Origin of the sequence: Parageobacillus sp. VR-IP, from assembly GCF_013357975.1 — a bacterium.
Lineage (GTDB): Bacteria > Bacillota > Bacilli > Bacillales > Anoxybacillaceae > Saccharococcus > Saccharococcus caldoxylosilyticus.
Window position 1 is genome coordinate 620,029 of sequence record NZ_JABVYQ010000001.1, and the last position, 25,289, is coordinate 645,317.

The following is a 25,289-nucleotide window of genomic DNA, read 5'->3' on the forward strand; positions in this document are numbered from 1 at the left end:
AGTAAGGACAATGGAAACGTTATTTATTTCGCATCCGCACCATTTGCAAAAAGAAGCGCTCCCCCCTACGGTGATGGCGCTTGGCTATTTTGATGGCATTCATTTAGGCCACCAGGAAGTGATTAGGACGGCGGTCGATATTGCGGCAGAAAGAGGATATAAAAGCGCAGTGATGACGTTTCATCCCCATCCTTCCGTAGTGCTCGGAAAACAGAAACAGCACATTCGCTTAATTACGCCGTTAAAGAAAAAAGAACAGCTCGTCGCCGCGCTTGGCGTCGATTATTTATATGTGGTCGAGTTTACGCCGACATTCGCCCAGCTGTCGCCGGAGCAGTTTGTCGACCAATATCTTATCGGGTTTCATGTGAAACATGTCGTTGCCGGCTTTGATTTTACTTACGGCCGTTTCGGAAAAGGAACGATGGAAACGCTGCCGCTTCATTCGCGCGGCCATTTTACGCAAACGGTGATTCCGAAGCTGACGATTGGCGGGGAAAAAATAAGCTCGACATATGTACGGAAATTGCTGCAAAACGGAGAGGTAGAACAGCTGCCGCGCTTGCTCGGCCGTTTTTATGAAATCGAGGGGACGGTTATAGGCGGTGAGCGCCGTGGAAGAACGATCGGGTTTCCGACGGCGAATATCGCGCTAAATGACGATTATTTATTGCCGGCGCTTGGCGTATATGCGGTACGGGCAAAAATCGGTTCCGATGTATTTCCGGGAGTATGCAACGTCGGCTATAAACCGACGTTTCATTCGAGCCAAGAAGGAATGCCGAGTATTGAAGTGCATATTTTCCATTTCGAAAAAGATATTTACGGGGAAACGGTGACGGTCGAATGGCATCGGCGCTTAAGAAGCGAGCAAAAGTTTGCCAGCGTCGATGAATTAGTTGCGCAAATCCAGCGCGACAAGGAAGAAGCGCAAAGATATTTCAACAGTCTCAACGAAAACACTTGCATTTTGCCGGAAAAAAAGGTATTCTAATGAATGTATGCAAAATAACCATTGCTTGGCAAGTCGAGTCACCGCCGCTTGCTAGGTAATTGGGGTTTCGATGATGAGGAGGTGAATGAAGGATGGCATTATCCCAAGAGCGCAAACGCGAAATTATCGAGCAATTTAAAATCCACGAGAATGATACAGGTTCTCCAGAAGTGCAAATTGCTATCCTTACTGAGCAAATTAACAATTTAAATGAACATTTGCGTGTTCATAAAAAAGACCATCATTCACGTCGCGGATTGCTGAAAATGGTTGGGAAACGTCGGAATTTATTGACTTATCTGCGCAATAAAGACGTTACACGCTATCGTGAACTGATTAACAAACTTGGATTACGTCGATAAAAAAAGCGGGAGCATTCCCGCTTTTTTGCTAGTTATATAAGCGATTTTCCGCTATGATGAATAGTGGGAATTGATTCATTGCCGATTATTCGTCCATACTAATAATATAACCTATTCGTTTATTTCCGATTTGTACATAGAGAGGAGTACTTATTTATATGGAGCAAGAAAAGCGCGTTTTTTCCATAGACTGGGCTGGACGTCCGCTCGTTGTCGAAATCGGTGAGTTAGCCAAACAAGCAAACGGAGCGGTGCTGGTCCGATATGGTGACACCGTTGTATTAAGTACTGCAACAGCGTCGAAAGAAGCAAAAAACGTCGATTTTTTCCCTTTAACCGTTAACTATGAGGAACGTCTTTACGCGGTCGGAAAAATTCCAGGCGGATTTATTAAGCGGGAAGGACGGCCAAGCGAAAAAGCGATTTTGGCGAGCCGTTTGATCGACCGTCCAATTCGCCCGCTTTTTGCTGAAGGATTTCGCAACGAGGTGCAAATCGTTTCGATGGTTATGAGCGTCGATCAGGACTGTTCGCCGGAAATGGCGGCATTACTCGGTTCATCTCTTGCTTTAACGATTTCTGACATTCCGTTTGAAGGGCCAATTGCCGGCGTGACAGTCGGCCGTGTCGATGGGCAGTTTGTCATTAACCCGACAGTCGAACAAGCGGAAAAAAGCGATATGCATCTCGTTGTCGCTGGCACGAAAGATGCGATTAACATGGTGGAGGCCGGCGCAGATGAGGTGCCGGAAGAAATCATGTTAGAAGCGATCATGTTCGGCCACGAAGAAGTAAAACGGTTGATCGCTTTTCAAGAGGAAATTGCCACCCAAGTCGGCAAAGAAAAAATGGAAGTTGTTTTGTATGAGCTCGATCCGCAGCTGGAGGCGGAAATCCGTCAGCTTGCCGAAGCGGATATTAAACGGGCGGTGCAAGTGCCGGAAAAATTAGCGCGCGATGCGGCGATTGAGGAAGTAAAAGCGGGTGTCGTCGCGAAATACGAAGAGCAGGAAGCGGACGAAGAAACGTTAAAACAAGTGCATGAAATTTTACATAAGCTTGTCAAGGAAGAAGTAAGACGGCTTATTACCGAAGAAAAAATCCGTCCGGATGGCCGCAAGGTGGATGAAATCCGTCCGCTCTCCTCGGCAGTCGGCGTCCTGCCGCGCACGCATGGTTCGGGCTTATTTACGCGCGGGCAAACACAAGTGCTCAGCGTCTGTACGTTAGGAGCACTTGGCGATGTGCAAATATTGGACGGGCTCGGCATTGAAGAAACGAAACGGTTTATGCACCATTACAATTTCCCGCCGTTTTCCGTTGGCGAAACGGGGCCGATGCGCGGTCCGGGCCGCCGCGAGATCGGACACGGCGCTCTTGGAGAACGGGCGCTAGAGCCGGTTGTTCCGTCGGAGAAAGAGTTTCCTTATACGATCCGCCTCGTGTCGGAAGTGCTTGAATCGAACGGTTCCACCTCACAAGCAAGCATTTGCGCAAGCACGCTGGCGATGATGGACGCAGGTGTGCCGATTAAAGCGCCGGTAGCGGGAATTGCAATGGGGCTCGTGAAAAATGACGATCATTATACGATTTTAACCGACATCCAAGGCATCGAAGACCACCTAGGCGACATGGACTTTAAGGTAGCCGGCACGAGAAAAGGCGTTACCGCTTTGCAAATGGATATCAAAATTAAAGGCTTGACCCGCGAAATTTTAGAAGAAGCGCTGATGCAAGCCAGAAAAGGCCGGATGGAAATCTTAGACCACATGATGCAAACGATTCGCGAGCCGCGCAAAGAGCTGTCGAAATATGCGCCGAAAATTTTAACGATGCAAATTAATCCAGACAAAATTCGCGAAGTTATTGGACCGAGCGGCAAACAAATTAATAAAATTATTGACGAAACCGGCGTCAAAATCGATATCGAGCAAGATGGAACGATTTTCATCTCGTCTGTCAACGAGGCGATGAACCAAAAAGCAAAACAGATTATTGAAGATATCGTTCGCGAAGTCGAAGTCGGACAAATTTATTTAGGCAAAGTGAAGCGCATCGAGAAATTCGGGGCGTTTGTTGAGCTGTTCAATGGCAAAGACGGTCTTGTTCATATTTCCGAATTGGCGGAAGAGCGAGTCGGAAAAGTGGAGGATGTCGTTTCGATCGGCGATGAAATTTTGGTAAAAGTGATGGAAATTGATAAACAAGGACGCGTGAATTTATCAAGAAAGGCCGTTTTGCGGGAGCAGCAAAGGGAGAAAAAGGGAAGACGGCCAGAGCGTCATAAAATGAAGCCTTAGGATTTCATTCCTTAAGGCTCTTTTGTTATTGGGGTGAATGTTCTATCTTGTCCCTTCCCCACATATTTGTAGTATTAAAAAGGAGGGGACAGGTGTGAATAGAGATTATGTTCGCTATTTAGCGGTTGCCATTATGTTTTTCATTGTATGGGCCTTGATTCATCAGCCGCCGGTAAGCCAATACATCTCTGATTTGCAAGCGCAAAGCATTATGGTAATGAAAGGAAACGATAAGCTGTATACTGCGATCGTTGAAAAGGCGAAGCAGTATAACATTCCCCCGCAAGATGCGGTAATCGATAGGGTGTGGAAGGCCATCCCTGGTTATAACGGACTGAAAGTCGATGTACAAGCTTCGTATGAAAACATGAAAAAGGACGGAAAATTTGACGAACAAAAGCTTGTATATCAACAAGTCCCTCCGCGCGTCCATTTGGATGACCTGCCCCCGGCGCCGATTTACCGCGGCCATCCCGATAAGCCGATGGTTGCGTTTCTTATTAATGTGGCATGGGGAGAGGAATATATCCCGAAAATGCTGGAAGTTTTAAAAAAACATCATGTGAAAGCAACTTTTTTTTTGGAAGGGCGCTGGGTAAAAAATCATCCTGAGATGGCAAAAATGATTGTAGATGCCGGACACGAGATAGGTAATCATTCCTATAGCCATCCTGACTTCAAGTTGTTAAGCAATACAAAAATTCGCCAGGAACTGGTGAAAACGAATGAAGTGATTGAAGCGACAACTGGGGTGAAATGCAAATGGTTCGCTCCGCCTAGCGGCAGCTACCGCGATGATGTCGTCGACATTGCCGATGCTTTAGGAATGAAAACGATTATGTGGAGCGTCGATACAATTGATTGGCAAAAACCGTCGCCATCTGTTATAGTGAAACGGGTAATGTCTAAAGTCCATCCCGGTGCCATGATTTTAATGCATCCGACGCTATCGACCGCCGAGGCGTTGGAATCGCTGATTGTTTCGATTCAGCGGCAGAAATATGAAATCGGCAGCATATCTGCGTTGTTAGATGAAAAGAGAATTGTTAAAAAATAGGAGGAACGTGGAGTTGATTAACAAATATACTTGCAAAAATGGTGTACGGATAGTGCTAGAACAAATCCCAACTGTGCGTTCTGTTGCGATCGGAGTTTGGATCGGTACAGGTTCGCGTAATGAAACGGAGCAAAACAACGGCATTTCTCATTTTTTAGAGCATATGTTTTTTAAAGGCACAAAAACGCGTACAGCGCGTGAGATCGCCGAAGCATTTGACAGCATCGGCGGGCAAGTGAATGCATTTACATCAAAAGAATATACGTGCTATTATGCGAAAGTGCTAGATGAGCATGCGCCATTTGCTCTCGAAATGCTTGCCGATATGTTTTTCCATTCTACCTTCGTCGAGGAGGAATTGCAAAAAGAACGGAATGTCGTGCTTGAGGAAATTAAAATGTACGAAGATACGCCCGATGATATTGTCCATGACTTGCTAAGCAAGGCTTGTTACGCCAATCATCCGCTTGGCTACCCGATTTTAGGGACGGAAGAAACGTTGCGCACGTTTACGGGCGAGTCGCTGCGCGGATATATGGCCGATTATTATACACCGGATCGCATCGTTATTTCCGTTGCCGGCAACGTCGATGAAAGCTTTATCCACCAGGTGGAAAACTATTTTGGCTCCTTTACGGCGAAACGGAAAGCAAGCGAGACGAAAGCCCCTTCCTTTCAACCGCAAAAGCTGGCGCGGAAAAAAGATACGGAACAAGCGCATTTATGCATCGGTTTTAACGGCCTTCCTGTCGGCCACCCAGATATTTACACATTAATTATTTTAAACAACATTTTAGGCGGCAGCATGAGCAGCCGGCTGTTCCAAGAAGTCCGTGAACAGCGCGGATTGGCGTACTCGGTCTTCTCGTATCACTCCTCTTACCAAGATAGCGGACTACTAGCGATTTACGCCGGAACGGGCAGCAACCAGCTTGATATGTTGTTTGAAACGATTCAAGAGACGATCGAGCGATTAAAAGAAGACGGAATTACAGAAAAAGAGCTAACGAATAGCAAAGAACAGATGAAAGGAAGCTTAATGCTCGGTTTAGAAAGCACGAACAGCCGCATGAGCCGCAACGGCAAAAACGAATTGTTGCTCGGACGTCATCGTTCCCTTGATGAAATGATTGAAGAAATTAATAGCGTAACAGTGGAAAAAGTCAATGAACTCGCCCGCACCATTTTCAATGAAGATTACGCGCTTGCTTTAATTAGCCCAAGCGGCCAATTGCCGGAGCCAATCCTTCCGTAACGTCAAAAAGCCTGCGAAATGCAGGCATTTTTTTGTTTCTGTCCTCTTACAATAATAAAAAGGAAAAGGAAGGGGGAAAAGCGGTGAGGCTGAGCGAATTAAGCGGAAAGGAAATTGTCGATGTAAGACGGGCGGAGCGGCTCGGTGTACTGGGGCAGACAGATTTGGAAATCAATGAGCAGACAGGGCAAATTCAGGCGCTATTGATTCCGACCGGAAAATGGTTTGGATTTCGCAAAGAGGGAAGCGAAATTCGCGTTCCGTGGAAATACATTAAAAAAATTGGGGCCGATATGGTGATTATTGATTTTCCCGATGAATAAGAAAAAACGCAGTGACCGCCACAATGGCGGTCATTTTTCTTTGATGGGATATTCACCTATGTTCTTTATTTTACATAAGATGTGAAAGGAAATAAGGCAGAGGCATATTAAGTTTTCACATATAAAGAAGGTGAGTGTACGGATGATGCTGACAGGTATGCATGTTGCCATTATCGGCGGGGATGCCCGGCAATTAGAAGTAATTCGTAAATTAGTAGAGCTGGATGCGAAATTGTCTTTAGTCGGTTTTGATCAATTAGCCCACCATTTTACAGGAGCAACGAAACTGCAAATCGATGAAGTCGACTTTGCCGATTTAGATGCGATCATTTTACCAGTTCATGGGACGACGCTAGAAGGAAAAGTGAATACGGTATTTTCGCATGAGCAAATTCCTTTTACGGAAGAAATGCTGGTGAAAACGCCAAAACATTGCACCGTCTATTCCGGGATTAGCAATAGCTATTTAGACAACTTGATGAAAAAGGCCGGACGCAAATATGTTCAATTGTTTGAACGCGATGATGTAGCGATTTATAACTCGATCCCAACAGCAGAGGGAACAATCATGATTGTCATTCAGCATACTGATTTTACGATTCATGGGTCTCGCGTAGCGGTCCTTGGGTTTGGACGCATCGGCATGACAGTCGCTCGTACATTTGCTGCTCTTGGTGCAAAGGTGAAAGTAGGGGCGCGCCGTTCCGAGCATCTTGCTCGCATTACGGAAATGGGCCTTACGCCGTTTCATCTCAATGATCTAGAAAAGGAAGTGCAAGATATCGATATTTGTATTAATACCATTCCACATTTAATCGTAACGGCAAGTGTGATCGCCAAAATGCCGGCGCATACGCTCATTGTCGATTTGGCATCCAAACCGGGCGGCACCGATTTCCGCTATGCCGAAAAGCGCGGCGTAAAAGCGATTCTCGCACCGGGGCTGCCGGGAGTGGTGGCGCCGAAAACAGCAGGACAAATTATCGCGAATGTTCTTTCGCAACTATTATATGCGGATTTACAAAAAAGAAAGGGGAATGCGTAAATGAGTTTAAAAGGAAAGCGGATTGGGTTTGGATTGACGGGGTCTCATTGTACGTATGATGCGGTCATGCCAGAAATAGAGAAATTGGTGAAAGAAGGGGCGGAAGTGCTGCCGATTGTGACGTATACGGTGAAAACGACCAATACCCGCTTTGGTGAAGGAGAAGAATGGGTAAAAAAACTAGAAGAAATAACAGGAAACGAAGTGATCGATACGATTGTGAAAGCAGAGCCGCTCGGTCCGAAAATTCCGCTCGATTGCATGGTTATTGCACCGTTGACGGGAAACTCGATGAGCAAACTGGCCAACGCAATGACCGATTCTCCGGTATTGATGGCGGCAAAAGCGACGATGCGCAATCACCGTCCGGTCGTGCTTGGCATTTCCACGAACGATGCATTAGGCTTGAACGGAGTTAACTTAATGCGCTTAATGGCGGCGAAAAATATTTATTTTATTCCGTTTGGCCAAGACGCTCCGCACACGAAACCAAATTCGATGGTCGCAAAAATGTCGCTGCTTCGCGATACCGTTCTCGCTGCGTTGGAAGGGAAACAGCTGCAGCCGGTTATTATCGAGAAATTCCGCGACAACGACCCATCTTAACCGCTCCGAAAACGAACCGGTAGAAAATTCATGCCTATGTATAAAAATTTTCCCTCTTTTAAAGTAGAATATGATAAAATAAAAACTATGAATTTACAATTGATTGACCACGAAAGCCCGTGGTTGGAATCATTGGAATAAAGTGGGGAGCGGTTTTGAACCGTGCCGACAGGACGCGAAGCACCAGCGAGGTGTTTATCCATGAAATTCTGGCGAAATAAGAGCGAGCGTCTACACGAAGGTGTAGAAAAGGCTCTTCTGTACGCCAGAACCTGTCGATTTCCATCGTGCACAAGTTTAGTAATATGATTGAGTGATGATGTGGAAGGAGAATGGTTCATGGAAGAAAGACGCTTTCACGTTGCAGTGGTTGGTGCAACAGGTGCAGTTGGTCAGCAAATGGTACAAACACTCGAAAATAGAAACTTTCCAGTCGGAAAACTGACTTTATTATCATCGGAGCGTTCCGCAGGCAAAAAAATGCGCTTTCGCGGCGAAGAAATTGAAGTGCAAGCAGCAGCGCCGGAAAGCTTTGCCGGCGTAGATATCGCCCTATTTAGCGCGGGCGGGGCGGTTTCCAAAGTGCTGGCGCCGGAAGCGGTAAAACGTGGGGCGATTGTCATCGATAATACGAGCGCATTCCGTATGGACGAAAACGTGCCGCTTGTCGTTCCAGAAGTGAATGAACAGGATTTAACATGGCATAACGGCATTATCGCCAATCCAAACTGTTCCACCATTCAGATGGTGGTGGCGCTCGAACCGATCCGCCAGGCGTTTGGGCTAAAACGGGTGATTGTCTCTACGTATCAGGCCGTGTCGGGCGCCGGTGCGCAGGCGATTGAAGAGCTCAAAGAGCAATCAAAAGCGTTGTTAAACGGCGAGCCGGTGACGCCGGAAATTTTACCGGTAAAATCGGACCGCAAACATTACCAAATCGCGTTTAACGCCATTCCGCAGATTGATAAATTCCAAGAGAACGGCTTTACATTTGAAGAAATGAAAATGATTAATGAAACGAAGAAAATTATGCATATGCCAGAGCTGCAAGTAGCGGCGACATGTGTGCGCATCCCGGTTGTCTGCGGCCATTCGGAGTCGGTATATATTGAAATTGAAAAAGACGGCGTCAGCGCAGACGACATTAAAGCGGTATTAAAAGAGGCGCCAGGCGTTGTTTTACAAGATGACCCAAGCGAACAAGTATATCCGATGCCGGTCGATTGCGTCGGCAAATATGATGTGTTCGTCGGCCGCATTCGCAAAGATTTAGACGATGACCGCGCTTTTCATCTATGGATCGTAGCGGACAATTTATTAAAAGGCGCGGCGTCAAATTCAGTGCAAATTGCCGAAAGCCTGCTGAAATTAGGGCTTATAAAATAAAAAATAGAGACAGTCTCACATCGAGGTGTTAACATGAAAATCATTGTGCAAAAATTTGGGGGCACATCCGTCCGCGATGAACGCGGACGGGATTTTGCGCGCAAACATATTGAAAGAGCGCTGGAAGATGGCTATAAAGTCGTCGTCGTTGTCTCAGCGATGGGGCGGAAAGGGGATCCATACGCGACCGATACGCTTCTTAGCCTGATTGGCGGGGCGAACAATTACGTCAGCAAACGTGAACAAGATATGCTGATGGCGTGCGGCGAAATTATTTCCAGCGTCGTGTTCGCCAACCTTTTAAATAAACACGGCATTAAAGCGACGGCGTTCACTGGTGCCCAAGCGGGTTTCCGCACCAATGACGATCATACGAATGCAAAAATTATAGAAATGCGCTGCGACCGCGTTCTTGCGGCGCTAAATGAATATGACGTCGTTGTCGTCGCGGGCTTCCAAGGAGTGGCGGAAAACGGCGATATAACGACACTTGGACGCGGCGGAAGCGATACGTCCGCGGCAGCGCTTGGCGCGGCGCTAAACGCCGAATGGGTCGATATTTTTACCGATGTCGAAGGGGTTATGACTGCCGACCCGCGCATTGTCGAAAACGCCCGTCCACTCGATGTCGTCACGTATACCGAAATTTGCAACATGGCGTACCAAGGGGCAAAAGTGATCCATCCGCGCGCAGTCGAAATCGCGATGCAGGCAAAAGTGCCGCTGCGCGTACGCTCCACGTATTCCGATTCATTAGGAACGCTCGTAACATCTGTCATTCGCGGCAAAAAAGGAAGCGATGTTAAAGAGCGGTTAGTAACGGGAATTACGTACGTTTCCAATGTTACGCAAATTAAAGTGCAGGCGAGAGAAGGGCATTATGAACTGCAGTCCGATGTGTTTAAAGCGATGGCTAATGAAGGGATCAGCGTAGACTTTATTAATATTTCGCCACATGGAGTGGTGTATACGGTTGCTGGGGAAATGACGGAAAAAGCGGTTGCTGCATTGCGCCGCATCGGGTATGAACCGGCCGTAGTGACAGGATGTGCAAAAGTGTCTGTTGTTGGCGCTGGAATTGCCGGTGTTCCTGGAGTTACAGCGAAAATTGTCACCGCCCTTTCCGAACAAGGAATTCAAATTTTACAATCGGCTGATAGCCATACGACCATTTGGGTATTAGTCAAAGAAGAAGACATGAAAAAAGCTGTCAACGCGTTGCATGATGCGTTTCATCTTTCCGAACTATCATGGGATGAGTACGAGGTAAATTGGAATAAGGGGTGAAAACATTGGTTCAATTCGGGAAAATCGTAACAGCGATGGTTACGCCGTTTGACCATAAAGGAAACATTGACTTTGCGAAAACGACAAGTCTTATCAACTACTTGTTGGAAAACGGAACCGATTCGCTCGTTATTGCCGGCACGACCGGCGAATCGCCGACCTTGACGACCGAAGAAAAAGTGGCGTTATTCCGCCATGTCGTTTCCGTTGTCAACGGAAGAGTTCCAGTGATTGCCGGAACAGGAACAAATAATACGCGCGCCTCAATCGAGCTGACGAAAAAGGCGGAAGAAATCGGCGTCGATGCCGTGATGTTAGTTGCGCCGTATTATAATAAGCCGAATCAGGAAGGGCTGTACCAGCATTTTAAAGCGATTGCCGAGAGCACATCGCTTCCGGTTATGCTGTATAACATCCCGGGCCGTTCGGTTGTCAACATTGCGGTCGACACGGTTGTCCGCTTATCGGAAATTCCTAATATTGTTGCCGTAAAAGACGCGAGCGGCAATTTGGATGCGATGACGGAAATCATCACCCGCACGCGGGAAGATTTTCAGCTTTATAGCGGCGATGACAGCATTACGCTTCCGGTATTAGCGATCGGCGGAGCCGGCGTCGTTTCGGTCGCATCGCATATTATCGGCAATGAAATGCAGCAAATGATCGCGGCTTTTGAAGCCGGCGACAATAAGAAAGCGGCCAAGCTTCATCAAAAACTGCTGCCGGTTATGAAAGGCCTGTTTGCCGCGCCAAGCCCTGTGCCGGTAAAAACCGCATTGCAGCTAAAAGGATTAGACGTCGGCTCGGTGCGCCTCCCGCTTGTTCCGCTCACCGAACAAGAACGCAGCGAACTGATGCGCCTATTAAATATGTTATAATGCAAACCAATCCGCTTCTTTATGCGGGTTGGTTTTTTTGTGAAATCAAGCGCTTTATAAACTATCTTGTGTTTAAAATCGACCATCAGTTATAATAAAAGCAAGTGACTTTGAGCGGGTTAGTATCATCATAGGAGGACGTAGCATTGAGAACGAAACCAGTAGAGAAAATAAGGATTTTTGCCCTTGGGGGAGTTGGGGAAATCGGCAAAAACATGTATGTTGTGGAGCTTGATGACGACATTTTTGTCATTGACGCCGGGGTTATGTTTCCTGAAGATGAGATGCTCGGAATTGATAAAGTGATCCCTGACATTAGCTATCTTGTGGAACGTCAAGACCGTATTAAAGCGATTTTCCTGACCCATGGACATGAAGAGCATATCGGGGCGATTGCGTATGTGCTCAAAAAAATTTCCGTGCCGGTGTATGGAACGAAATTAACGTTAGGGTTGGCGGAAGCGATTTTAAAGGAGCAGGGAATTACGAATGCCAAACTGCATGAAATTCGCTCCAATTCCGAATTGTTGTTCGACAAAGCGAAAGTAACGTTTTTCCGGACGATTCACAGCATCCCCGATTCTGTCGGAATTAGCATTCATACATCGCAAGGAGCGATTGTGTACACGAGCGATTTTAAATTTGACCAGACTCCATACGGCAAAAATCGAGCCGATTTAGGAAAGATGGCACAAATTGGCGAACAAGGGGTGCTTTGTTTACTGTCCGATAGCACCAACGCAGAACGGCCGGGATATACCGGTTCCGATACGGTTGTCGCTCAGGAAATCGCCGACGTGATTTACAATGCGAAGGGCCGTGTTTTTATTGCCTGCTATGCGTCCAATATTACAAGAATCCAGCAAGTGCTGCATGCGGCCAAAACATACGGACGAAAGGTGGCGGTCGTAGGAAAAACATTGCATAAAGTGATGGATATTGCAGTGCGCCTCGGCTATTTGCATCTTCCGGACAAAGTGACGATTTCCATTTATGATATTGACCGCTACGATGATAAAGAATTAATTATTTTAACGACAGGCGGCCATGGCGAACCGATGAGTGCATTGGCGCGCATGGCAAAACAGGCGCATAAGCAGGTGAACATAAAAGAAGGAGATACCGTTATTGTTGCAGCTTCCGTCATGCCGGGATATGAGCTGGGATTTGCGAAAACGATTGATGCGTTATACCGAGCCGGAGCGGATGTCATTTACCGCGAGCGAAAAGTGCACGTATCAGGACACGGATGCCAAGAAGAGCTAAAGCTCATGCTTAATTTGATGAAGCCAAAGTACTTTATTCCTGTTCATGGGGAATACCGCATGCAAAAAGCGCACGCCAATCTTGCCAAAGCGGTCGGCATTTCCGAAGATCGGACGTTTTTGATTGACAAAGGCGAAGTGATTGAATTTCGCAACGGTGTGGCGCGTCCCGGCGGAAAAGTTCCGTACGGAAACATTTTAATTGACGGTCTTGGCATCGGCGATGTCGGGAATATCGTGTTAAGAGACCGGCGTCTGTTATCGCAAGATGGTATTTTGATCGTCGTGGTGACATTAAGCAAAGATGCAAAAAATATTGTCGCTGGACCGGAAATTATTTCACGCGGCTTTGTGTATGTGAGAGAATCGGAAACATTGCTAGAGGAAGCAACCAAAATCGTTGCTGCCATCATCAACCAATGTTTGCAGACATATATGATGGAATGGTCTTCTTTAAAATCCAATATTCGCGAAGCGTTAGGCCAATTTTTATTTGAAAAAACAAAACGCAAGCCGATGATTTTGCCAATTATTATGGAAGTATAGTGCGATCATGCTCAAAGTCCACGGGAAAATGCTGGTAGGGATTTTACCCTATTCAGCATTTTTCTTTTCCAACTCGAGCATACTAAACATATGACGGAGAGAAAGGAGAATGTATATGGAAACAGAGCGTTACATACAGCAAGAAGCAGACGAAAAACCGGAAACAAAGACGGAGCAAGCGGCAGAGGCGATTCAGCAATTAGGACAAACGAACATTCCGCAAATGACGCCGGATACGAATATCCATTGTTTGACGATCGTCGGGCAAATCGAAGGCCATATTCAGCTGCCACCGCAAAACAAAGCGACAAAATACGAACATGTCATTCCGCAAATTGTAGCAATCGAGCAAAATCAAAATATTGAAGGGTTGCTTGTTATTTTAAACACGGTAGGCGGTGATGTGGAAGCAGGATTGGCGATCGCAGAAATGCTGGCATCTTTATCTAAACCGACCGTTTCGATCGTGCTGGGAGGGGGACACTCGATCGGTGTGCCGATTGCCGTTTCCTGCGACTATTCGTTCATTACCGAAACAGCGACGATGACGATCCACCCGGTTCGCCTGACGGGGCTCGTGATCGGCGTTCCGCAAACATTTGAGTATTTAGATAAAATGCAGGAACGGGTCGTTCGCTTTGTTACGAAACATTCAAATATTAGTGAAGAAAAGTTTAAGGAACTGATGTTTTCGAAAGGAAATTTAACGCGCGATATCGGCACGAACGTCGTCGGTCCCGATGCGGTTAAATATGGGCTGATTGATGAAGTCGGCGGAGTTTCGCAGGCGATGAACAAATTGCGGGAATTAATTGAAATGAAAAAATCCGGTGAAAGGAAGATGATTCAATGATTTTATATACGATCATGCCGGAGCATTTAATTTTCCCAACGGACACCGCAGCATATGAAAAACAAAAGATGGTCTATTATGACGGCATTCCGTTTCTCGTGCAAAAAACAGATACCGATGAATATGAAATTGTACAAAATTTAAGCACCAATCCGTTTCATTTTTTAAATCCAAAATATGCACCTGGGTCGCGATTTCCGATGTCTGCCGCAACATCGTAATGAATTCTATGTCCATTCATGGTATAATAAATAAGCAAACGGAAAAAAGCAGCCATTGTTGGCTGCTTTTTTCCAGTCTTCGAATTCGTTCATTGGAGTGAATCATTGTGGCAAAACGGAAGCGAAAGAAAAAAACAAAACAGTCCAAAAAGCAATGGAAAGAGGCGTTTCGCTTCGAATTGCTCGGGCTTGCTATGTTGGCGATTTCCGTGATTGCAATGGCCCACCTTGGGCTGGTGGGAAAAGCGCTTGTGCTTGTGGCGCGTTTTTTCTTTGGCGAATGGTATATGCTGCTGTTGGTAGGCATGTTTAGCCTGTCGTTTTATCTCATTTGGAAGCGCGCTTGGCCTTCGTTTGTCAACCGTATTTTTCTCGGTTCCTATATTATCATTTCCGCTCTTTTGCTTTTAAGTCATGAAAAGCTGTTTGATTTGTTGTCGCGCCGGGGACAATTTGATCCTAGCGTGATCCGGACGACGTGGGAATTGTTTTGGAATGAAGCAAGCGGCAAAACCGCGAGTGCGGACTTGGGAGGGGGAATGGTCGGAGCTTTTCTGTTTGCCGCAAGCTATCAACTATTTGATGAACTTGGCACAAAGTGGATCTGTTTTTTTCTTTTTCTCGCCGGCATCGTCTTTCTGACGGGAAAATCGCTGCGGGAAACCATCGGAAAAGCGGTGATGTTGTTTCTTACATTTCTGAAGCAGCAATGGCTGGCGTTCATTGCCGATATGAAACAGTTGAACCATCAAAAAAAGGAGCGCAAACGGCGGAAACCAAGTGTAACGCCGTCTTCTCCACATAGCGACAGCATCGACGAGGAGCCGGCCGCACAGGAAGGGGAAGTTTTCTCGCCGCCGATTATTTCTGATTTTACTGCTGCCCGCTCGAGTGAAACCGAATACGGACCACCTGAAGAGAGCAGGGAAAATGCAGAAGAAGAGTCTCCGCCGCTGGCATTCTCGGAGATGGAAAATACGGATTACCAGCTGCCGCCGCTTGAGCTGCTGCATTTGCCAAAGCAAACCGGTCAGGTGAAGGATCATGCCAATATCTATGCGAATGCGCGCAAGCTGGAAAAAACATTTCAAAGCTTTGGTGTTAAAGCGAAAGTAACGCAAGTTCACCTTGGCCCGGCGGTGACGAAATATGAAGTATACCCGGATGTCGGCGTGAAAGTAAGCAAAATCGTCAGTTTAAGCGATGACCTTGCGCTTGCCTTAGCAGCGAAGGACATCCGCATTGAAGCTCCGATTCCTGGAAAATCTGCTATCGGCATTGAAGTTCCAAATGAAGAAATTGCCACCGTTTCGCTGCGGGAAGTGTTAGAAGCGATTGATCACTACAAACAGGAAGCAAAACTGTTAATTCCGTTAGGGCGGGACATTTCCGGCGAAGTCGTGGTCGCAGAGCTGAACAAAATGCCGCATTTGTTAATCGCCGGGGCGACCGGCAGCGGCAAAAGTGTATGCATCAACGGCATTGTCATCAGCTTGCTGATGCGGACAAAACCGCATGAAGTAAAACTAATGATGATCGACCCGAAAATGGTAGAATTAAGCGTCTATAATGGCATTCCACATTTGCTGACGCCGGTCGTGACCGATCCGAAAAAAGCGTCGCAAGCACTGAAAAAAGTAGTGCAAGAAATGGAGCGGCGCTATGAATTGTTCTCGCACACCGGCACGCGCAACATCGAAGGGTACAATGAACATATACAGCGTCATAATCAAGAAACCAACGAAAAACAGCCGCTTCTTCCATACATTGTCGTCATTATTGACGAGCTGGCCGATTTAATGATGGTCGCTTCCTCCGATGTGGAAGATTCGATTACACGGCTCGCGCAAATGGCGCGCGCGGCCGGCATTCATTTAATTATCGCTACCCAGCGGCCGTCGGTGGATGTCATTACCGGCGTTATTAAAGCCAATATTCCGTCGCGGATCGCGTTTAGCGTTTCCTCGCAAACGGATTCGCGCACAATTTTGGACATGGGCGGCGCGGAAAAACTGCTAGGCCGCGGCGATATGCTGTTTTTGCCGATGGGCGCTTCCAAACCGGTGCGCGTCCAAGGAGCGTTTGTTTCCGATCAAGAAGTCGAAGAAGTGGTCGGCTTTGTTATTTCCCAGCAAAAAGCTCAATACTATGAAGAGATGATGATTAGCGAGGAAAGCGAAGATACGTCATTTGACGATGAATTATATGAGGAAGCGGTACGTCTTGTCGTAGAGATGCAAAGTGCTTCCGTTTCCATGTTGCAGCGGCGTTTTCGCATCGGCTATAACCGTGCGGCCCGCCTCATCGACGCGATGGAAGCGCGCGGAGTCGTCGGACCATATGAAGGAAGTAAACCGCGTGCCGTGCTGCTCTCGAAAGAAGATATAAAAAAAACGTCATAGAAAAGCGGAGAACAGGTCTGCAATCGCCTGTTTTCCGCTAAAAAATATGTCACATTGGAAGCGCTACCAATAATTCTTTTTCTTTTTTTCGACAAAATTTTTATTAACTATTTATTTATGAAAAAAAAAATGCTATAGTAATGTCAAATAGGTTACATGTCTAATGTCAGAGGTCTGATATCTAAAAATGAAGAAAGTGGAGGATTTTCTGATGTCGATCAAATCGGACAATCGCCATCTATATTTGCAGGTGATTGATCGCATTAAACATGATATCGAAACCGGCGTATATAAAGAAAAGCAAAAGCTTCCTTCGGAATTTGAACTGGCAAAGCAGCTCGGCGTCAGCCGCGCCACCTTGCGCGAAGCGTTGCGGGTGCTAGAAGAAGAAAATGTTATCATCCGCCGCCACGGCGTCGGAACGTTTGTCAACGCAAGACCGCTGTTTACCTCCGGCATCGAGCAGCTGAGCAGCGTGACCGATATGATTCGCCAAGCGGGACGCAAGCCGGGAACGATTTTTTTATCTTCTTCCATTCAGCAGCCAACCGAAGATGATGTGCGAAGATTTCAATGTTCGCCAGACGATGCCATTTTGCACATTGAACGGGTTCGCACGGCGGACGGGGAGCCTGTTGTCTATTGCATTGATAAAATTTTATGCAAATATTTGCCGAAAGGAATTTCTTATGAACAAGAGTCGCTATTTGAAAATTTACATCATCAAACCAACCGGGACATCGCATATGCGGTAGCCCGTATTGAGCCGCTCGGCTATCATGAGAAAGTGTCGCCGATTTTGCAATGTGAGCCGGAAACAGCGCTTCTTGTATTAAAGCAAATGCATTTTGATAAAAACGATGAACCGATCTTTTATTCGATTAACTATTTCCGCTCCGATAAATTTAGCTTCCATGTCATGCGCAGACGCATTAGCTTCTAAGGAGGTGAAACCGATACATAGAATAGAAGGGCGAGGATGTTTCCATACTAACGAAGAATGACAATTTTTTTGGAATTAGGGGGTAATGGACAATGAAGAAAAGGTTTGGAATTGCACTGTCTCTTATGTTAGCAGCAGGCACTTTACTAGGCGGCTGTGGTGGACAAGGAGGCAATAATGCCGGCAACAAAGATACGTTTAGCGTTGCGATGGTAACGGACGTCGGTGGTATTGACGACAAATCGTTTAACCAATCCGCTTGGGAAGGTCTGCAAAAATTTGGAAAAGACAATGACCTGAAAAAAGGCCGCGGCGGCTATGATTATTTGCAATCGTCTAGCGATGCGGATTATGCGACGAACTTAAATAAACTAGTGCGCAGCGATTTTGATTTGATTTACGGAATTGGCTACTTAATGGGAGATGCAATGAAAGAGGTTGCAAAACAAAATCCGAAAAAAAATTTTGCCATTGTCGACACCGTGGTTAATGAACCAAACGTGGCAAGCATTACCTTTAAAGAAAATGAAGGTTCGTTCCTTGTCGGTGTTGTTGCTGGTTTAACGACAAAAACGAACAAAATCGGCTTTATTGGCGGAATGGAAATTCCATTAATTGAAAAATTTGAAAGCGGATTCCTTGCCGGTGTCAAAGCCGTCAATCCGAAAGCAAAAGTGGAAGTGCAATATGCCGGCGCTTTTGACCAAGCCGATAAAGGAAAAGCGATCGCATCAAGTATGTATGCTTCTGGCATCGATGTCATCTATCATGCCGCTGGGGCAACAGGAAACGGCTTGTTCTCGGAAGCGAAAGACTTGAAAAAGAAAGATCCGAATCGTGAAATTTGGGTTATCGGTGTTGATAAAGACCAAGCACCGGAAGGCATAGTGAAAGTAAATGGAAAAACGTATAACGTTACGTTGACATCGATGGTAAAACGGGTCGATGTTGCTGTTTACGACGTAGCAAAACGAGCAAAAGCCGGTGATTTCCCTGGCGGCAAAACGCTCGAATACGGGCTTCAGGAAAATGGGGTAGGCATTGCGCCAACACAAGATAACATCAAGCCAGATGTGTTAAAAGCGGTAGACCAATGGAAGCAAAAAATTATCAAAGGCGAAGTAAAAGTTCCAACAAACCGAAAAGAACTTCAACAGTTTGAAGCGTCGTTAAAAAAATAACTAAATAAAAAGGCTAGTGTGTCCCGCTAGCCTTTTTATCCGTCAAAATCATAAAATGAAAGGCTGCAATAGTTGATTGCATCCTTCCATTTTGTGATTTTACCTTGCTGAAGTAAGGAGTGAATAGTTTGGAATATGTGATTGAGATGTTGAACATCCGCAAAGTATTTGGCAATTTTGTCGCAAATGACAACATTACATTGCAAGTAAAAAAGGGGGAGATTCACGCGCTCCTTGGCGAAAACGGGGCGGGAAAGTCGACGCTAATGAACGTGTTGTTTGGTCTCTACCAGCCGGATGGCGGCGAGATTCGCGTAAAAGGCCAAAAAGTCAACATTACCGATCCGAACGTAGCCAACGATCTTGGGATCGGCATGGTGCACCAGCATTTTATGCTTGTCGATACGTTTACGGTAACGGAAAACATTATTTTAGGCAGTGAACCGACAAAGGGTGGTACGATCGATATAAAGCGGGCGGAAAGGGAAGTGCGCGAGCTGTCGGAACGCTATGGTCTTGCTGTCGATCCGACGGCGAAAATTTCTGATATTTCCGTGGGTATGCAGCAGCGTGTGGAAATTTTAAAAACATTATACCGCGGGGCGGACATTTTGATTTTTGATGAACCGACCGCCGTACTGACGCCACAAGAAATCCGTGAGCTGATACAAATTATGAAAAAGCTTGTCAAGGAAGGAAAATCGATTATTTTAATTACGCATAAATTAAAAGAAATTATGGAAGTGTGCGACCGCGTAACAGTCATTCGCCGGGGAAAAGGAATCGCTACTTTAAACGTTTCAGAGACGAACCCCAATGAGCTCGCCGCACTGATGGTCGGTCGCGAAGTGCAGTTTAAAACGGAGAAAAAACCGGCGCAGTCAGGCAAACCGGTATTGGAAATTAAAGATTTAGTCGTGAAAGATGCACGCGGCGTGACGACCGTGAACCATTTAGATTTAACGGTGCATGCCGGAGAAATCGTCGGCATTGCCGGGGTGGACGGCAACGGACAGACAGAACTGATCGAGGCGTTGACAGGGCTGATTAAGGCGGAATCGGGAACGATTTTGCTCAACGGCCGCGATATTACCAATCTTCCGCCGCGGAAAATTATTGAAGCCGGTGTCGGCCATATCCCGCAGGATCGTCATAAACATGGACTTGTTCTCGATTTTCCAATCGGTGAAAATATGGCGCTTCAAACGTATTATAAACGTCCATATTCGAAACACGGCATTTTAAACTTTAAAGCGATTTACGAAAAAGCGCGCCAGCTGATCGCCGAATTTGACGTACGCACTCCTGATGAGTATACGAAAGCGCGCGCTCTTTCTGGGGGGAATCAGCAAAAAGCGATCATCGGCCGCGAGGTGGATCGGAATCCAGACTTGCTGATTGCGGTGCAGCCAACGCGCGGGTTGGATGTTGGAGCCATTGAATTTATCCATAAACGGCTTATTGAACAGCGTGATCAAGGCAAAGCGGTTCTTCTTGTTTCTTTTGAGCTCGATGAAGTGATGAATGTAAGCGACCGCATTGCCGTGATTTATGAAGGAAAAATTGTCGCCATCGTTGATCCGAAAGAAACAACGGAACAGGAGCTCGGATTGCTAATGGCAGGGAGTAAACGGAAGGAAGCAGGTGTGTCCTCATGAATTCAAATCGGCTTAATCAATTCTTCGTTCCAGTGTTGGCGGTGTTGTTAGGGATGATCGTCGGCTCGATCGTCATGATCGTCAGCGGGTATAATCCAATTGCGGGATATTCCGCGCTGATTTATGGGGCGTTCGGCGATCCGTATTACATCGGCGAAACGATTCGTCAGACGACGCCTTATATTTTATCGGGACTTGCCGTTGCCTTTGCCTTTCGCACGGGTTTGTTTAACATTGGTGTCGAAGGGCAGCTTATTGTCGGCTGGCTCGCAGCGGTATGGGTCGGCGTATCGTTCGATTTGCCAAAGGTGATTCACTTGCCGCTCGCCATTTTGGCGGCGGCGCTGGCGGGAGCGCTATGGGCGTTAATTCCAGGCATTTTAAAAGCTTATTTAAAAGTGCACGAAGTAATCATTACGATTATGATGAACTATATTGCTCTTCATGTCACCAATGCCATTATCCGTTCTGTTTTATCAGATGAAGGCTTTAAATCCCAACCTATCCACGAAAGCGCATCGCTTCGTTCGGATTTTCTCGATGCGATTACGTACCATTCTACGATGCATTACGGCATTATTATCGCCGTTATTGGTGCCGTTATCATGTGGTTTCTTCTTGAAAAAACAACAAAAGGATTTGAGCTGCGGGCGGTCGGATTTAACCAGCACGCTTCGCAATATGCGGGAATGAATGTAAGAACGAATATTGTTTTAGCAATGGTCATTTCCGGAGCTTTTGCCGGTGTTGCTGGCGCCATGGAGGGCCTTGGCACATTCGGCAACATTTCTACGAAAGCAGGATTTACCGGCATCGGATTTGACGGAATTGCGGTGGCGTTGATTGGCGGCAACAATGCTTTTGGAATTTTGCTCTCGGCATTATTATTCGGTGCGCTGAAAGTCGGAGCGCTGGAAATGCCGTCGAGTGCTGGCGTGCCAACCGAATTAGTGGATATTATTATTGCACTTATCATTTTCTTTGTCGCATCTAGTTACATTATTCGCTTATTACTATCTCGTTTGCAAAAGGGGGCGGAATAAGTGAGCATTTATGAAGTTCTGCAAATCATCGTTCCATCTGCGATTTTCTTTGCTGCTCCCCTAATTTTTACGGCGCTTGGCGGTGTATTTAGCGAGCGTTCCGGCGTTGTAAACATCGGTTTAGAAGGGTTAATGATTATCGGCGCGTTCGTTAGCGTTGTTTTTAACTTAACGTTTGCTGATCAGTTTGGGGCGCTTACTCCATGGCTCGCCCTGCTGGCTGCGATGATTGTCGGTGCGGTTTTCTCCCTGCTTCACGCCGTTGCCTCAGTCTCTTTCCGCGCTGACCAAGTCGTCAGCGGCGTGGCAATCAACTTTTTGGCGCTTGGCTTGACGCTCTTTTTAGTCAAAAAAATGTATGGAAAAGGACAAACCGATCAAATTCAAGTCGGATTTGATAAAATTGACGTTCCTGTATTAAGCCACATTCCGGTTATCGGGCCGCTCTTTTTCTCAAATGCGTACATTCCGTCATATTTGGCGATTATTTTGGCGTTTGTTGCCTGGTATATTATTTACAAAACGCCATTTGGCCTTCGTCTTCGCGCTGTCGGCGAACACCCGATGGCAGCGGATACGATGGGGATCAATGTGACGAAAATGCGTTATATCGCTGTGATGATTAGCGGTGCGTTAGGCGGTATTGGCGGAGGGGTGTATGCGACGATTATTTCACGTGATTTCAGCCATGCCACCATTTCTGGGCACGGTTTTATGGCCCTTGCGGCGATGATTTTCGGAAAGTGGCATCCGATCGGCGCGATGGGAGCGGCGCTGTTTTTTGGGTTAGCACAAAGCTTGAGCATTGTCGGTCAGACGATTCCATTTTTAAAAAATGTCCCAACCGTTTATTTGCTCATTGCCCCATACGTGTTGACCATTTTAGCGCTGGCCGGCTTTATCGGACGCGCGGAAGCGCCAAAATCTCTAGGCACTCCTTACATTAAGGGAAAACGGTAACCGAACAGAAAAAGAACCCGAACCAACTCGTCGGGTTCTTTTTGCTTTTATTTGCATTTTTTGGTTTGGGAAAGGTATATTGTTGATAAGGCGAACACAACAATAAAAATATCTATGAGATTTATTGCAAAGGAGGAGTTCGATTGGTCAATGAAAAAATAACGACGGTTCAACAAATTAACGTCCATACGGTTCCGACCAATAAATATAAAACCAATACACTTGTATGGAAAATGAAAGCGCCTCTTTCCAGGGAAACGGTTACGTTGCGCGCCCTCTTGCCTTATGTATTGCAAAGCGGCACGGCGAAATATCCAAGTGTCAAGCAGCTGCGGACGTATTTAGATGAACTGTATGGAGCGACATTAAATGTAGATTTAGCGAAGAAGGGTGAAAATCATATTATTACGATTCGCATCGACGTAGCGAATGAGGTGTTTTTGCAAGAGAAAACGCCGCTTTTAGAGAAAGCGCTTCAATTGCTGGCAGATATTGTGCTTCGTCCTGCCATGGAAAACGGGCGATTTGTCGAAGAGATTGTCGCTCAGGAAAAGCGGGCGCTAAAGCAGCGCATTCAAGCTGTTTATGATGATAAAATGCGTTACGCCAGCTTGCGGCTCATCCAAGAAATGTGCAAAGGGGAGCCGTACGCTTTACATGCCAATGGCGAGCTGGAAGATGTTGACGGCATTACCGCGGAACAGCTGTTTCAATATTATCAAAAAACGCTTTCCGAGGATGAAATCGATTTGTACGTCATTGGCGACGTCCAGGAAGACGCGGTCCTGCAAGCGGTGACATCCCATTTTTCCATGCCAACCCGCAACGTCCGTTCATCAGGCGGAACACAAGTAGCGCATAAAGCGCCGGAGAAAGTGAACGAAGTGGTGGAAAAACAAGATGTCAAACAAGGAAAATTAAATATCGGCTACCGCACGAACGTCACTTACAATGATGATGACTATTACGCGCTGCAAATGTTTAACGGCATTTTCGGCGGTTTCTCCCATTCCAAATTGTTTATCAACGTGCGCGAGAAAGCGAGTTTAGCGTATTATGCCGCTTCGCGTTTGGAAAGCCATAAAGGGTTATTAATGGTCATGTCGGGCATTGAGCCGTCGAATTACGAAAAAGCGCGGCAAATTATCGAAAAGCAAATGGAAGCGATGAAAAATGGAGATTTCACCGATGAAGAAATCACGCAGACAAAAGCGGTCATTCGCAATCAGCTGCTTGAAACGATCGACACTCCGCGTGGATTAGTGGAAGTGCTCTATCATAATGTCGTTTCCAAGCGGAAGCGGCCGATGGAGGAATGGCTCTCGGGCACCGACCGCGTTACCCGCGAAGATATCGTGCGCGTCGCGGGCAAAGTCGAACTCGATACGATTTACTTCCTGACCGGAATGGAAGGGGTGGAATAGTATGGAAAAAATGGTATACAAACAGCTGCAGGAACAGCTGTTTTATGAAAAAATGGAAAACGGTTTGGATGTATATATTTTGCCGAAAAAAGGATTTAACAAAACGTATGCTACGTTTACGACCAACTACGGATCGGTCGACAATCAATTCGTCCCGCTCGGCAAAACGGAGATGAAGCGGGTTCCCGATGGCATTGCCCACTTTTTGGAGCATAAGCTGTTTGAAAAAGAAGACGGCGACGTGTTCCAACAGTTCAGCAAACAGGGGGCATCGGCGAATGCATTTACGTCCTTTACGCGCACCGCTTATTTATTTTCTAGCACCGCCAACGTCGAAAAAAATTTAGAAACGCTTCTTGACTTTGTGCAAAGCCCTTACTTTTCCGACAAAACGGTGGAAAAAGAAAAGGGAATCATCGGCCAGGAAATTCGCATGTATGATGATAATCCTGACTGGCGCGTTTACTTTGGCGTCATTGAAAGCATGTATCAAAACCACCCGGTAAAAATCGATATTGCTGGTACGGTCGAGTCTATTGCGCAAATTACGAAAGATCTTTTATATGAATGTTATGAAACATTTTATCACCCGAGCAATATGCTGCTTTTTGTCGTCGGACCGGTCGATGAGCAGAAAATAATGCAGCAAATTCGCGATAATCAAGCGAAAAAATCGTTCCCGAAAGCACAGAAAGTCGAAAGGTTTATATATAAGGAGCCAAGCGAGGTTGCCGAGAAAAAGAAAGTCATCCCGATGCATGTACAAACGAACAAATGCTTTGTCGGAATTAAAGCCCCATCTGTTCCTCCAGCCGGCAAAGAAAAACTGGTTCATGAGCTGGCGTTCAATGTTTTGCTGGACTATTTGTTTGGCAAAAGTTCGCCGCATTACGAGCGATTGTACCGGCTTGGGCTTATTGATGAAACGTTTATGTATGATTATACCGAAGAGCGCGAGTTCGGCTTCGCCATGGTCGGCGGCGATACAAGCGATGCCGATCGGCTTAGCGAAGAAGTGAAACAAATTTTGTTTTCCTTTTCCATTGATACAGTGAAAGGCGAGGAACTAGAGCGGGTGAAAAAGAAGAAAATCGGCGCGTTTTTGCGTTCGCTGAATTCTCCGGAATATATCGCCAACCAGTTTACGCGCTACGCGTTTAATGGGAGCAGTTTGTTCGATGTTGTTTCCGTCTTGCAATCATTAACAACGGAACAAATTGGGGAAATTGCCAAGCAGTGTTTCTGTGAATCGCAAATCGCTGTCTGTCAAGTAGTTCCAAAAGAGAAAAAGTAGCATCCT

22 protein-coding genes are annotated in these 25,289 nt (G+C 46.3%); all 22 read left to right on the plus strand.

Features of this window, described 5'->3' with window-relative positions:
• Positions 1 to 10 precede the first annotated feature (10 nt).
• The 22 genes from ribF (at position 11) to yfmH (ending at position 25,283) form a co-directional block, all read left to right on the plus strand.
• Positions 11 to 994, plus strand: a complete 984-nt coding sequence (gene ribF, locus HT574_RS03305; RefSeq protein ID WP_175243448.1) for a bifunctional riboflavin kinase/FAD synthetase — start codon at positions 11 to 13, stop codon at positions 992 to 994.
• A 92-nt stretch (positions 995 to 1,086) separates the two neighbouring features.
• Positions 1,087 to 1,356, plus strand: a complete 270-nt coding sequence (rpsO, locus tag HT574_RS03310) for a 30S ribosomal protein S15 (RefSeq protein ID WP_017437040.1) — start codon at positions 1,087 to 1,089, stop codon at positions 1,354 to 1,356.
• A gap of 158 nt (positions 1,357 to 1,514) precedes the next feature.
• Complete coding sequence (pnp, locus tag HT574_RS03315) at positions 1,515 to 3,656, plus strand: polyribonucleotide nucleotidyltransferase (protein WP_175243449.1); 2,142 nt, start codon at positions 1,515 to 1,517, stop codon at positions 3,654 to 3,656.
• Between the two features lie 94 nt (positions 3,657 to 3,750).
• On the plus strand, positions 3,751 to 4,713 hold the full coding sequence (locus HT574_RS03320; protein WP_309138267.1) for a polysaccharide deacetylase family protein: 963 nt from the start codon (positions 3,751 to 3,753) through the stop codon (positions 4,711 to 4,713).
• 13 nt (positions 4,714 to 4,726) lie between these two features.
• Positions 4,727 to 5,968, plus strand: coding sequence for a M16 family metallopeptidase (locus tag HT574_RS03325; protein WP_017437037.1), 1,242 nt, complete (start codon positions 4,727 to 4,729; stop codon positions 5,966 to 5,968).
• A gap of 83 nt (positions 5,969 to 6,051) precedes the next feature.
• A complete protein-coding gene (locus HT574_RS03330; protein WP_017437036.1) occupies positions 6,052 to 6,291 on the plus strand; it encodes a YlmC/YmxH family sporulation protein in 240 nt (79 codons plus the stop codon).
• 142 nt (positions 6,292 to 6,433) lie between these two features.
• Positions 6,434 to 7,336 carry a dipicolinic acid synthetase subunit A gene (dpaA, locus tag HT574_RS03335; protein WP_175243450.1) on the plus strand — a complete coding sequence of 301 codons (903 nt, stop codon included), beginning with the start codon at positions 6,434 to 6,436 and terminating at the stop codon, positions 7,334 to 7,336.
• The gene (locus HT574_RS03340) at positions 7,337 to 7,942 is read left to right on the plus strand and encodes a dipicolinate synthase subunit B (RefSeq protein ID WP_017437034.1); all 606 of its coding nucleotides are present in this window, start codon (positions 7,337 to 7,339) and stop codon (positions 7,940 to 7,942) included.
• Positions 7,943 to 8,281: 339 nt separating this feature from the next.
• Positions 8,282 to 9,328, plus strand: coding sequence for an aspartate-semialdehyde dehydrogenase (gene asd, locus HT574_RS03345; protein ID WP_175243451.1), 1,047 nt, complete (start codon positions 8,282 to 8,284; stop codon positions 9,326 to 9,328).
• Positions 9,329 to 9,361: 33 nt separating this feature from the next.
• The gene (gene dapG / locus HT574_RS03350; RefSeq protein ID WP_175243452.1) at positions 9,362 to 10,615 is read left to right on the plus strand and encodes an aspartate kinase; all 1,254 of its coding nucleotides are present in this window, start codon (positions 9,362 to 9,364) and stop codon (positions 10,613 to 10,615) included.
• 5 nt (positions 10,616 to 10,620) lie between these two features.
• On the plus strand, positions 10,621 to 11,493 hold the full coding sequence (dapA, locus tag HT574_RS03355) for a 4-hydroxy-tetrahydrodipicolinate synthase (RefSeq protein ID WP_175243453.1): 873 nt from the start codon (positions 10,621 to 10,623) through the stop codon (positions 11,491 to 11,493).
• Positions 11,494 to 11,639: 146 nt separating this feature from the next.
• Positions 11,640 to 13,304 (plus strand): ribonuclease J, encoded by a 1,665-nt coding sequence (locus HT574_RS03360; protein WP_175243454.1) that lies wholly within the window; start codon positions 11,640 to 11,642, stop codon positions 13,302 to 13,304.
• Between the two features lie 115 nt (positions 13,305 to 13,419).
• Positions 13,420 to 14,157: a ClpP family protease gene (locus HT574_RS03365; RefSeq protein ID WP_017437029.1), complete on the plus strand. Its 738-nt coding sequence runs from the start codon at positions 13,420 to 13,422 to the stop codon at positions 14,155 to 14,157.
• Positions 14,154 to 14,378 carry a YlzJ-like family protein gene (locus HT574_RS03370; protein WP_175243455.1) on the plus strand — a complete coding sequence of 75 codons (225 nt, stop codon included), beginning with the start codon at positions 14,154 to 14,156 and terminating at the stop codon, positions 14,376 to 14,378. The genes HT574_RS03365 and HT574_RS03370 overlap by 4 nt, the downstream gene beginning before the upstream one ends.
• Positions 14,379 to 14,485: 107 nt before the next feature.
• Positions 14,486 to 16,780, plus strand: a complete 2,295-nt coding sequence (locus HT574_RS03375) for a DNA translocase FtsK (RefSeq protein ID WP_175243456.1) — start codon at positions 14,486 to 14,488, stop codon at positions 16,778 to 16,780.
• 211 nt (positions 16,781 to 16,991) lie between these two features.
• Positions 16,992 to 17,723, plus strand: a complete 732-nt coding sequence (locus HT574_RS03380) for a GntR family transcriptional regulator (RefSeq protein WP_017437026.1) — start codon at positions 16,992 to 16,994, stop codon at positions 17,721 to 17,723.
• 92 nt (positions 17,724 to 17,815) lie between these two features.
• Complete coding sequence (locus HT574_RS03385) at positions 17,816 to 18,904, plus strand: BMP family lipoprotein (protein ID WP_175243457.1); 1,089 nt, start codon at positions 17,816 to 17,818, stop codon at positions 18,902 to 18,904.
• Between the two features lie 128 nt (positions 18,905 to 19,032).
• Positions 19,033 to 20,562, plus strand: coding sequence for an ABC transporter ATP-binding protein (locus HT574_RS03390; protein ID WP_175243458.1), 1,530 nt, complete (start codon positions 19,033 to 19,035; stop codon positions 20,560 to 20,562).
• Complete coding sequence (locus HT574_RS03395; protein WP_175243459.1) at positions 20,559 to 21,605, plus strand: ABC transporter permease; 1,047 nt, start codon at positions 20,559 to 20,561, stop codon at positions 21,603 to 21,605. The genes HT574_RS03390 and HT574_RS03395 overlap by 4 nt, the downstream gene beginning before the upstream one ends.
• Positions 21,606 to 22,565, plus strand: a complete 960-nt coding sequence (locus HT574_RS03400) for an ABC transporter permease (protein WP_017437022.1) — start codon at positions 21,606 to 21,608, stop codon at positions 22,563 to 22,565.
• Between the two features lie 143 nt (positions 22,566 to 22,708).
• Positions 22,709 to 23,989, plus strand: coding sequence for an EF-P 5-aminopentanol modification-associated protein YfmF (yfmF, locus tag HT574_RS03405; RefSeq protein WP_175243460.1), 1,281 nt, complete (start codon positions 22,709 to 22,711; stop codon positions 23,987 to 23,989).
• A 1-nt stretch (position 23,990) separates the two neighbouring features.
• Positions 23,991 to 25,283, plus strand: coding sequence for an EF-P 5-aminopentanol modification-associated protein YfmH (gene yfmH / locus HT574_RS03410; RefSeq protein WP_175243461.1), 1,293 nt, complete (start codon positions 23,991 to 23,993; stop codon positions 25,281 to 25,283).
• Positions 25,284 to 25,289: the final 6 nt, after the last annotated feature.

What these genes read in the sequence shown, in the direction of transcription:
- ribF (WP_175243448.1), top strand. Translation starts at nt 11, where the DNA reads ATGGAAACGTTATTTATTTCGCATCCGCACCATTTGCAAAAAGAAGCG.
- rpsO (WP_017437040.1), top strand. Translation starts at nt 1,087, where the DNA reads ATGGCATTATCCCAAGAGCGCAAACGCGAAATTATCGAGCAATTTAAA.
- pnp (WP_175243449.1), top strand. Translation starts at nt 1,515, where the DNA reads ATGGAGCAAGAAAAGCGCGTTTTTTCCATAGACTGGGCTGGACGTCCG.
- dpaA (WP_175243450.1), top strand. Translation starts at nt 6,434, where the DNA reads ATGATGCTGACAGGTATGCATGTTGCCATTATCGGCGGGGATGCCCGG.
- HT574_RS03340 (WP_017437034.1), top strand. Translation starts at nt 7,337, where the DNA reads ATGAGTTTAAAAGGAAAGCGGATTGGGTTTGGATTGACGGGGTCTCAT.
- asd (WP_175243451.1), top strand. Translation starts at nt 8,282, where the DNA reads ATGGAAGAAAGACGCTTTCACGTTGCAGTGGTTGGTGCAACAGGTGCA.
- dapG (WP_175243452.1), top strand. Translation starts at nt 9,362, where the DNA reads ATGAAAATCATTGTGCAAAAATTTGGGGGCACATCCGTCCGCGATGAA.
- HT574_RS03365 (WP_017437029.1), top strand. Translation starts at nt 13,420, where the DNA reads ATGGAAACAGAGCGTTACATACAGCAAGAAGCAGACGAAAAACCGGAA.
- HT574_RS03370 (WP_175243455.1), top strand. Translation starts at nt 14,154, where the DNA reads ATGATTTTATATACGATCATGCCGGAGCATTTAATTTTCCCAACGGAC.
- HT574_RS03380 (WP_017437026.1), top strand. Translation starts at nt 16,992, where the DNA reads ATGTCGATCAAATCGGACAATCGCCATCTATATTTGCAGGTGATTGAT.
- HT574_RS03385 (WP_175243457.1), top strand. Translation starts at nt 17,816, where the DNA reads ATGAAGAAAAGGTTTGGAATTGCACTGTCTCTTATGTTAGCAGCAGGC.
- HT574_RS03395 (WP_175243459.1), top strand. Translation starts at nt 20,559, where the DNA reads ATGAATTCAAATCGGCTTAATCAATTCTTCGTTCCAGTGTTGGCGGTG.
- yfmH (WP_175243461.1), top strand. Translation starts at nt 23,991, where the DNA reads ATGGAAAAAATGGTATACAAACAGCTGCAGGAACAGCTGTTTTATGAA.